Origin of the sequence: Actinacidiphila sp. bgisy167 (assembly GCF_965342175.1) — a bacterium.
Lineage (GTDB): Bacteria > Actinomycetota > Actinomycetes > Streptomycetales > Streptomycetaceae > Actinacidiphila.
The window spans coordinates 1-4,124 of record NZ_CBDRBL010000164.1 but is presented as its reverse complement, the minus strand read 5'-3'; the positions used below and the strand labels follow the sequence as shown (position 1 = coordinate 4,124).

4 protein-coding genes and 1 pseudogene are annotated in these 4,124 nt (G+C 71.7%); 3 read left to right on the top strand and 2 right to left on the bottom strand.

Translation table 11 applies throughout. From position 1 onward, the window contains the following. Window positions 1-295: pseudogene (locus ACRWND_RS30375) on the bottom strand (hypothetical protein); the annotation flags it as partial. Window positions 296-315: 20 nt separating this feature from the next. Here ACRWND_RS30375 and ACRWND_RS30370 point away from each other — a divergent pair. Together ACRWND_RS30370 and ACRWND_RS30365 are read left to right on the top strand one after the other, a co-directional pair. Continuing rightward, window positions 316-918 carry a TetR/AcrR family transcriptional regulator gene (locus tag ACRWND_RS30370; RefSeq protein WP_431955122.1) on the top strand — a complete coding sequence of 201 codons (603 nt, stop codon included), beginning with the start codon at window positions 316-318 and terminating at the stop codon, window positions 916-918. 95 nt (window positions 919-1,013) lie between these two features. Next, window positions 1,014-1,655, top strand: coding sequence for a nucleotidyltransferase domain-containing protein (locus tag ACRWND_RS30365; RefSeq protein WP_431955120.1), 642 nt, complete (start codon window positions 1,014-1,016; stop codon window positions 1,653-1,655). A 261-nt stretch (window positions 1,656-1,916) separates the two neighbouring features. Here the strand turns inward: ACRWND_RS30365 and ACRWND_RS30360 are convergent, their stop codons facing one another. Continuing rightward, the gene (locus ACRWND_RS30360) at window positions 1,917-2,729 is read right to left on the bottom strand and encodes a class I SAM-dependent methyltransferase (protein ID WP_431955118.1); all 813 of its coding nucleotides are present in this window, start codon (window positions 2,727-2,729) and stop codon (window positions 1,917-1,919) included. Window positions 2,730-3,035: 306 nt separating this feature from the next. Here ACRWND_RS30360 and ACRWND_RS30355 point away from each other — a divergent pair, with 306 nt between their 5' ends. Next, on the top strand, window positions 3,036-3,998 hold the full coding sequence (locus ACRWND_RS30355; RefSeq protein WP_431955116.1) for a phosphotransferase family protein: 963 nt from the start codon (window positions 3,036-3,038) through the stop codon (window positions 3,996-3,998). The last annotated feature ends 126 nt before the right edge of the window (window positions 3,999-4,124 follow it).

Genomic DNA, 4,124 nt, shown 5'->3' with positions numbered 1-4,124 from the left:
GCGCGCTCACCTGCGACGCGGCAAGCAACGACCTCATCTGATCTGAGGCCTCGCCGGGGGCTGTGCCCGGGACCCAGCCAGGAGCTGTGCCCGGGACCTCGCCCGGGACCTCGCCCGGGACCTCGCGTTCCCCCGCGCGCCCGCGGGCGAACCGTCCGACCACCCCGACGACGAGTGCCAGGACGAGCGCCGCGGCGCCGATGAGGAAGAGGACGCGGTGTTCCTGGCCGCTGCGGGCGAAGACGTACGAGTAGAGATAGGCGGAGAGGGCCATCGTCAGCGCCGGGTCCGTCAAAGACGCCGTAGGCTGAGGTCATGGCTGGACGGCGTCAATTCGATGAGCAGCACACTTTGGGGCGGATCCTGGACGTCTTCTGGAACCAGGGCTACGGCGCGACCTCCATGCAGGACCTGGCGACCGCCACCGGCGTGCAGCGCGGATCGCTCTACAACGCGTACCGCGACAAGGAGTCGCTCTTCCTCCGCGTCTTCCAGGACTACGCGGACGCCTTCCTCGCCGAGGCCTCCGCCACCCTGGACCAGCCGGCCGTCAGGCGGGCGCTGGAGGACTTCTTCGACTTCACGATCGACTCCATGACCCGCGGCACCCCCGCCCGCGGCTGCCTGTCGACCAAGACCGCCACCGACACGCAGGCGGACGCCGAACCGATCCGGGCCGCAATCCGCGGCATGCTGGACCGCCTCGAAGGCGTCCTGGCCGAGCGGCTCTCCCGCGAGGACGCCGTCGGCCTGCTCGCCGTCCCGCCCGCCGAGGCCGCACGGGTCCTGGTGACCATGACCCGCGGCACCGTCGTCATCGAGCGCGTGTACCAGGACCCGGACCGGCTCCGCACCACCGCCAGGTCCCTGATCACGATGCTGCTCAACGCACAGCGGCACGCCCCCGCCCCTGCCTGAACAACCGCCCCGAAGGCCCACGCGGAGCCGGCGGTGGACATCCATCCAGGCCGCCGTACGCCCAGGACGTTCGACTCCGCTGGTAGGTTCCAGCCGTGAGCGAGCAACTGCCCAGCGGCGGCATCGAGCTGTCGCCCGACGAGATCGCGGCCCTCTCTGCCAGGTGGTCGTCCTGCTGGACCCCGACCGAGGTCGCGCAACGGCTGGCCGGGATCAGTACGCCCTGGTACGTGGCCGCGGGCTGGGCGCTGGACCTGTTCCGCGGCAGGCAGACGCGCGCTCACGAAGACACCGAGATCGCGATTCCGGCCGCGAGCTTTCCCGAGGTCCGCGACCGCTTCCCCGGATATGTCTTCGACGCGCCCGGCAGCGGCCGGATCTGGGAGGACGCCACACCGGACGTGCTGGCTGCCGTACACCAGACGTGGCTCCGCGATCCCGCCGGCGACAACTACCTGCTCGACGTGTTCCGCGAACCGCACGACGGCGACACCTGGATCTGCCGACGCAACGAGAGGATCCGGCTTCCTTACAGCGACATCATCCACCACACCCAAGACGGCATTCCGTATCTGGCGCCCGAAATGGTCCTGCTGTTCAAGGCCAAGCACGCCCGCCGAAAAGACCAGTCGGACTTCGACACGACCGTCCCGCACATGTCCCTGGCTCAGCGCGACACCCTGGCCGGGCTGCTCGACCGCGTACACCCGGGGCATCCCTGGATCGCGGATCTGTAACCGGATCCTGGTGCGCTCGCGTGTCCGACTGTCACCGAGTACGTCCGCGACGACGGGGCCCGCTGGTGCGAGGCGTCGCTGCCGGATGGCGGCGCCGCCGGCAGCGACGGCCGGGACCCGCGTTCAGGAGCGCGGACAGGTGGGCTGGGCGAAGCGGCCGGCTCGCTCCCGTGGACACGGCGGTCGCCGACAGGGAGAGACGTCCACCGGCGGCAGGCCGACCGGCCGAAGCATCAGCCCGTCCGCTCGGGCAGGGCGACGTCAGACCTGGCCATGTGCCATCAGGGCAGCGTGAGGCAGCACCAGCACGCCGTCCGGATCAGCGAACTCCGCGCACAGCGACTCGAAGTGCATCTTGATTTCTGCGACGACCGCCGGGACCTGGCTCGTCACGATCCGGCCGATCGTCGCCACTCCGGCGGCCGGTCCGCTCCACCACTCCTCACACGTCGTCCGGTGATCCCAGGTCAGGGTCTCGCAGCCGACGTTCGTCAGACGCGCCTCTTCGAGCAGAGCGGCGAAGCCCCGTTCGGTACGGGGGAAGTCGTCTGCAGGAGCAAGGGCCGGCAGGTGAGCCGGACGTGTGACGCCTGCCGCCTGGACAGCCCTGCCCAGCAGGGCCTGCCCGGCGGCCGTCGGAACCGCCCAGATGGTGACGGCAATCCGCCCGCCCGGCCGCGTCACCCGTCGCAACTCCGCCAGGGCTTGCCGAGGCCGTCCGACATGGTTGAGAAGGAAGTTGCCGACCACGGCATCGAACGCGTCGTCGGCGAACGGCAGGCGCGGCAGAGCGGCAAGCCGCACATCAGCTTCCGGAACGGCCGTCGCGGCCCGGGCGACCATGGCGGGTTCGGCATCCACCGCCGTCATCTTCGCCCGTCTCTCGCAGGCGAGTGCGGCGGCGGTGCCCGTGCCCGTCCCGGCATCGAGGACCCGTACACCCTCCCGCACCCCGGCGGCATCGAGGAGCTCAGGCACCGGATACGCACAGAGCTTGGCAAAACTCGCAGCATAGGCGTCGGCCTGCCCCGCCCACGCCCGCCGCTCGGACTCGTCAAACGCCGTCTGCACCACGCGTGTCCCCTCCCCGGAACCACCACATCCGCGCCAACAAAGCCAGCAAACCCGACGCTAACCCATGGCGCCCGCGCCTCCGGCCTCCACGGCGGGCGCCGCGCCGGGAAGCGCGTCAACCCGACCTGCTGCGATCCGTCACCACAGCCGCCGCGCGGGCCGGCGGGATCCGGCACGACGTGCCGTCCTGCGGCAACGCGGCCGCTCTCCGCGCATCGAGGGCGCGGCAGCACGCGAAGGCACCCGCCGACCCCGACTGACGGCGTCTCGCCGGCACCTGGACGACCGGCCCGATAGGCTGCCGGGGTGTCCACAGAGCGAGCGGAACCCGGCTGGACAGCCACCCGCGCCTGGGTGCACCGGCATCTGTCCGAGGGTGAACGCGTCGAGTCGACGCAGTGGCTGCGCGGCGGCTGGACCTCGCAGATGCGCCGACTGGAGGTCACGGGTGCCGGAGGCGGACGCCAGTTGGTGTTGCGCTCGTTCGTGAAGCCCTTCTATCTCCGGCACGCTCAAGGGCTGCTCACCCGTGAGGCGCGGGTCCTGAGGCTGCTCGGCCCGACCGCCGTCCCCGCCGCCGAGTTCCACGCCGTCGACGCGACGGCGGAGCACTGCGACCACCCCTCCCTGCTGATGTCGCTCCTGCCGGGCGACGTACGGCTGGAGGACGCCGAGGCCGGGGCGCGGGCCTGGCTCATGGCCCGCCAACTCGTACGCATCCACGGACTGCACGTCGGCGAGGAGGACCGGCCCCGCGTGTGCCAGGCGTGGACGGCGCCCGACCGCGTCCATCCGCCCGAGGCCACCAGCCGCCCGGACCTGTGGGCCCGCGCGGTGGACGTCATACGGTGCGACCCGCCCGCGTACGAAGGCCGCTTCCTGCACCGCGACTTCCACCCGGGCAACGTCCTGTTCTCCGGGCACGGCGGCCGGCTGCGCATCACCGATGTCGTCGACTGGGTCGAGACCTCCTGGGGCCCCGCCGACCTCGACGTGGCCCACTGCGCCACCGCCCTCGCCCTGCTGCACGGCCCCGAGGCCGGGATGCGCTTCGGCGACCGCTACACGGCCGCGGGCGGCCACCTGGCCGACTCCCCCGCGGAGCACCTCTATTGGCGTTTGCTGGACGCCCTCGCCTTCGCACCGGACGCCGAGAAGGTCGCGGTGCCCTGGCGTGAACTCGGCCGCAGCGACCTCACCCCGGTGACGCTCGCGGCGCGCCTGGAGGCCTACGTCGCGGCGCTGCTCGCCCGCTACGGCGAGGCCTGACCGCCGGCGGCGCACTCACGGCTCCGCCGCACGCGTCGGCTTCTCCGGCCCAGGACAGCATTCCCATCTGCGCAACTGCGCGTTCTCCACCCGGTGTTCGTCTTGTCACCCGGGTGTGATCACCAT

Bases quoted from the DNA above. Each gene is read 5' to 3' on its own strand.
- ACRWND_RS30370 (WP_431955122.1), top strand. From the start codon at position 316: ATGGCTGGACGGCGTCAATTCGATGAGCAGCACACTTTGGGGCGGATC.